Source organism: Streptomyces ossamyceticus, assembly GCF_001418475.1.
Lineage (GTDB): Bacteria > Actinomycetota > Actinomycetes > Streptomycetales > Streptomycetaceae > Streptomyces > Streptomyces ossamyceticus.
The window spans coordinates 433-5,324 of sequence record NZ_LIQX01000326.1; the positions used below are offsets into that span (position 1 = coordinate 433).

Consider the following 4,892-nt stretch of genomic DNA (forward strand, 5'->3'; position numbering starts at 1 on the left):
GCGCTCGCCGTCGCCGTCGGCCCGCTCACCGTCGGTCTGGTCCTCGGCGGGGGCGGCGTAGGGGTTGCCGAGCGCGACGACCCCGGCCTCGGCGACCTTGTGCATCTGGTGGGTGCGGATGAGGACTTCGGCGACCTGCCCGTCGTCGCGGGCGACGGCCGTGTGCAGCGACTGGTACAGGTTGAACTTCGGTACGGCGATGAAGTCCTTGAACTCCGAGACCACCGGGGTGAGACAGGTGTGCAGTTCGCCGAGGACGGCGTAGCAGTCGGCGTCCTCGTTGACGAGGACGAGCAGCCGCCCGAAGTCGGTGCCGCGCAGCTGTCCGCGTTTTCGCGAGACCCGGTGCAGGGAGACGAAGTGGCGCGGCCGGATCAGGACTTCGGCCTGGATGCCGGCCTCGCGCAGGACCCCGCGCACGTCTTCGGCGATCTCGGCGAGCGGGTCGCTCTCCCGGGCGGCGTTGTCGGCGATCAGGCCGCGGGTGTGGGCGTACTCCTCGGGGTGGAGGATCGCGAAGACGAGGTCCTCCAGTTCCGTCTTGAGGGCCTGGACGCCGAGGCGTTCGGCGAGGGGGATCAGCACGTCCCGGGTGACCTTGGCGATGCGTTCCTGCTTCTCGGGGCGCATCACGCCGAGGGTGCGCATGTTGTGCAGCCGGTCGGCGAGTTTGATCGACATCACGCGGACGTCGTTGCCGGTGGCGACGAGCATCTTGCGGAAGGTCTCGGACTCGGCGGCGGCGCCGTAGTCGACCTTCTCCAGCTTGGTGACGCCGTCGACGAGGTAGCGCACCTCCTCGCCGAACTGCTCGCGCACCTGATCGAGCGTCACGTCCGTGTCCTCGACGGTGTCGTGGAGCAGAGAGGCCGTCAGGGTCGTGGTCTCCGCGCCGAGTTCGGCGAGGATCAGCGTAACGGCGAGCGGGTGGGTGATGTACGGCTCGCCGCTCTTGCGCATCTGGCCGCGGTGCGAGGACTCGGCGAGCACGTACGCCCGGCGCAGCGGTTCCAGGTCGGCGTCGGGGTGGTGGGCGCGGTGGGCCTCGGCGACATGGCTGATGGCGTCGGGCAACCGGTCACGGGTGGCCGGCCCCAGCAGTGCGGCACGGCCCAGACGGCGCAGGTCGATACGAGCCCGGCCCTTCCTGCGGTGCGCTGCGGGCGGCGCAGGGGCGGGCGATACGGCGGGGTTCGTGGCCTCCGCGCTCATGGGCACCTCCGGCTGCGTGGACCGGCGGACGGGTGCCCCATGGCGTGCGGCGGCTCAGGGATCGTGTCGTTCCCCCGTCCGTGCCGGTGCTTGATGCTACCGAGCCCATCACGCCCACTTGACCGCCTCTCGGCGAGCGTGAAACGGATCACCCATTAGAGCGAAGGTTCCGGTGTTTGCGGTTTCGAGCCACGCGACCCCGGCCCTGCCTGGGATTCGCACCCCTGAGCAGGGAGTCGACTCGTACACCTGTGGCATCCGGGACCCGCATACCACTGTGTCGAGCCTCACATGACTCAACGCACGGCGTTTTCGAGCCAGTTGGCGTCGAGCTCGCCTTCGGCGACGATCACGGCGGGGCCGGTCATCTCGATCTCACCGTCGGGCCGTTCGGTGATGACGAGGGTTCCGCCGGGCACGTCGACCGTGTACGTGGCGGGGGTGCCCGTCTCGGCCGGGTCGGCGCCGTCGCGGCGGGCCGCGGCGACGGCGACGGCGCACGCGCCCGTGCCGCACGACCGGGTCTCGCCGGAGCCGCGCTCGTGGACGCGCATCGCCACATGGCGCGGGCCCCGGTCGACGACGAACTCGACGTTGACCCCGTCCGGGTAGGCGGCGGCCGGGCTGAAGGGGGGCGGGTCGTACAGGTCACCGGCGTCGGAGAGGTCGTCGACGAAGGCCACGGCGTGCGGGTTGCCCATGTTGACGTTGCGCGCGGACCAGCTGCGGTCGCCGACGCTCACCGTGACGTCGCCCTCGGGGAGGCGTGCCGTGCCCATGCCGACGGTGACGTCGCCGTCCTTGGCGATGTGGACGCTCTTGACGCCCCCGCGCGTGGCGACGGCGAGGTCGCCCTCGGTGACTTGCCCGGCGTGCTGGAGGTAGCGGGCGAAGACCCGGACGCCGTTCCCGCACATCTCGGCGATCGATCCGTCGCCGTTGCGGTAGTCCATGAACCATTCGGCCTCGGCGGCCATGCCCGCGGCCTCCGGGTGCGCGGCCGACCGTACGACGTGCAGCACGCCGTCGCCCCCGATGCCCGCGCGGCGGTCGCACAGCGCGGCGACGGCGGCGGGAGTGAGGTCGATGAGGTTCTCGGGGTCGGGGACGATCACGAAGTCGTTCTCGGTCCCGTGCCCCTTGAGGAAGGCGATCCGCGTGCTCATTCCTCGATCGTACGGGGTGGAGGGGTCGTCCCCGCCGGGCACCGACTTCCGGGGGCGCCCGCCCGCCGGCCTAGCGCCCTTCTGACGGATTTCCGTGGGAGAAGGAGCGGCGTTCGGTGCGTGCTCTGGGGTACCCCCTGCTCGAAGAGCTTGGGGGAGTGCCGGGCGTCGCGACGCCGCGGAGATCCGTCAGAAGGGCCCTAGCGCAGCCGGGCCACGCGCCAGACGGCCAGAACAACCACGGCGGCGAGCACCAGGGCGTATCCGAGGGCGACCCGCCAGTCCGGGCGGCGTCCGGAGCCCCGCGCGGGCAGGCCGGGCCACGTGTAACCCACACGGCGTGCGGCCATCATGCCCCAGCCGCCGGCGGTGGAGCAGATCAGCAGACCGAGCATGGCGACCACGGCACCGCCGTCGCCGAACTCGAAGGCGAGCGGGAAGGCGAACATCAGGGAGCCGACCGCGCCGAGGCCGACGATGGGCGCCAGCTGCCACAGACGGAGCCTGCGCTGGGGGCGCAGCTCGACCTCGACCTCCGGCGCGGACATCTCGTCCGGTTCCGGTCCGTCGTCGGTCACGCCGTCCGGAGTCTGGTCGTCCGGCCCGTCGGGGCTCAGCGGACCGCTGTCGAGGTCCAGTGCGTACCCCTCGGTAACCAGCTGGTCCGCGTCATCCGCGGTGTCGTGCTCCGCGCCTTGTGCGGTGTCGCGAGGGCCGGCCTCCATCGCCACGCGCCCTCCCAACTCGGACTCCACTTGGTCGATCGAAGCTCGATGATGGCACGCTCCCGGAGGCCGGGATGACCGCCGGGGCGACCCGATGCCATGACGTGATCAGGCTGTGACCGGTCGTTCGATCAACGCCATTGCGAGCTGCGGGAGTTCCGCCCGGTCCGCGACACCCCCCTTGAGCCAATGCACCCGCGGGTCGCGCCTGAACCATGAATCCTGACGGCGCGCGAAGCGCTTGGTGGCACGAACCGTCTCGGCACGCGCCTCGTCCATGGTGCATTGTCCGGCCAGGGCCGTGAGGACCTGCTGGTAGCCGAGCGCCCGCGACGCCGTACGCCCTTCGCGCAACCCTTGCGCCTCCAGTGCGCGCACTTCGTCGACCAGTCCGGCGTCCCACATGCGGTCGACGCGGGCCGCGATGCGCTCGTCGAGTTCAGGACGGGCCACGTCGACACCGATCTGCACGGTGTCGTAGACCGAGTCGTGGCCCGGCAGGTTGGCGGTGAAGGGCTTCCCGGTGATCTCGATCACCTCGAGGGCCCGGACGATACGGCGGCCGTTGCTGGGCAGGATGGCGTGGGCGGCCCCGGGGTCGGCGGCGGCGAGCCGGGCATGCAGGGCGCCGGAGCCCCGCAGGGTCAGCTCCTCCTCCAGACGGGCCCTGACCTCGGGATCCGTGCCGGGGAACTCCAGGTTGTCGACGGCGCCCCGGACGTACAGGCCGGAGCCGCCCACCAGGATGGGCCAGCGCCCCTCGGCGAGGAGCGCGTCGATACGCGCCCTGGCGAGCCGCTGGTACTCGGCGACGCTGGCGGTGACCGTGACGTCCCAGATGTCCAGGAGATGGTGGGGGACTCCGTCGCGCTCCTCGGGGGTCAGCTTGGCGGTGCCGATGTCCATCCCCCGGTAGAGCTGCATGGAATCGGCGTTGACGACCTCGCCGCCGAGGCGCTGGGCCAGAAAGACACCCAGATCGGACTTGCCCGCCGCGGTCGGGCCGACGACGGCGATGACCCGCGGGGCGGGAACTGCGCTACTCACTGCCCCAGTCTCGCAAACCTCGGGGCCCCATCTCGAACGAGCTACGTGACGCGAGGCGAGCGGGGTCGTTGCGTGTTGCGTGTTCTGAGCGCCGGTTTCGAGTGCCGGCGACCCGGTTGACGCAATCGGACGCTCCGGGAAGGCGCGGGAATTAGTCCGCATGAGTAGCATTGAGGTTGATATGGGCGTTTTTTCGCTGTTCCGTCGCAAGGCGAAGGGCTCGGAGGAGGCCGTCGAGGCGACCCCCGCGGTGACCACCGGGACCGGGACGGAAGAGTCGGACGAGGCGAAGGGATCTGCTGAGGCCGCCCAGCCGGAAGCCGACACCGAGGACGAGGCGAAGGACGCCGTGGCGGAGGTGGTCGACGCGGCGGACGATGTCGAGATCCCCCAGCAGCAGACCGCCGAGAAGGCCGCCGACAACGAGGCCAGTGAGGGCGCCCGCAAGTGATGATCCGCGCGGGAAGGTGAACCATGGGTCTTCTGCACAGTATGAAAACCAGACTCTCCCCGGCCAAGGAGAAGGTCTCGCACCTCGCACAGAAGCACGAGGGCAAGATCCACCACGGTCTCGACAAGGCCGCGCACGCGGTCGACAGGAAGACCAAGGGCAAGTACAGCCACAAGATCCAGTCGGGCACGGGCAAGGCGAAGCACGCCATGGACCGACTCGCGCACAAGGAAGACGGCGGCGGCACCCCGCCCCCACCCCCGGCCGGCGGGGCCACGCCACCAACTGTCT

The 4,892-nt window shown here is 70.7% G+C and carries 5 protein-coding genes and 1 pseudogene; 2 read left to right on the forward strand and 4 right to left on the reverse strand.

Translation table 11 applies throughout. The annotated features are described in order from the left end of the window. The 4 genes and pseudogenes from AOK15_RS23755 to miaA form a co-directional block, all read right to left on the reverse strand. Positions 1–1,212 (reverse strand): annotated as a pseudogene (locus AOK15_RS23755) (HD domain-containing protein); the annotation flags it as partial. 296 nt (positions 1,213–1,508) lie between these two features. Next, positions 1,509–2,378: a diaminopimelate epimerase gene (gene dapF, locus AOK15_RS23760; protein ID WP_055520149.1), complete on the reverse strand. Its 870-nt coding sequence runs from the start codon at positions 2,376–2,378 to the stop codon at positions 1,509–1,511. Positions 2,379–2,578: 200 nt separating this feature from the next. Beyond that, positions 2,579–3,103: a hypothetical protein gene (locus AOK15_RS23765; protein WP_055520151.1), complete on the reverse strand. Its 525-nt coding sequence runs from the start codon at positions 3,101–3,103 to the stop codon at positions 2,579–2,581. Between the two features lie 108 nt (positions 3,104–3,211). Beyond that, positions 3,212–4,150 carry a tRNA (adenosine(37)-N6)-dimethylallyltransferase MiaA gene (miaA, locus tag AOK15_RS23770; protein WP_055520154.1) on the reverse strand — a complete coding sequence of 313 codons (939 nt, stop codon included), beginning with the start codon at positions 4,148–4,150 and terminating at the stop codon, positions 3,212–3,214. 160 nt (positions 4,151–4,310) lie between these two features. Between miaA and AOK15_RS23775 the strand changes: the two genes are divergently transcribed. Beyond that, positions 4,311–4,601: a hypothetical protein gene (locus tag AOK15_RS23775; RefSeq protein ID WP_240508567.1), complete on the forward strand. Its 291-nt coding sequence runs from the start codon at positions 4,311–4,313 to the stop codon at positions 4,599–4,601. Between the two features lie 23 nt (positions 4,602–4,624). Then, on the forward strand, positions 4,625–4,892 hold a 268-nt coding region (locus AOK15_RS23780), incomplete at its 3' end, for an antitoxin (protein ID WP_055520157.1).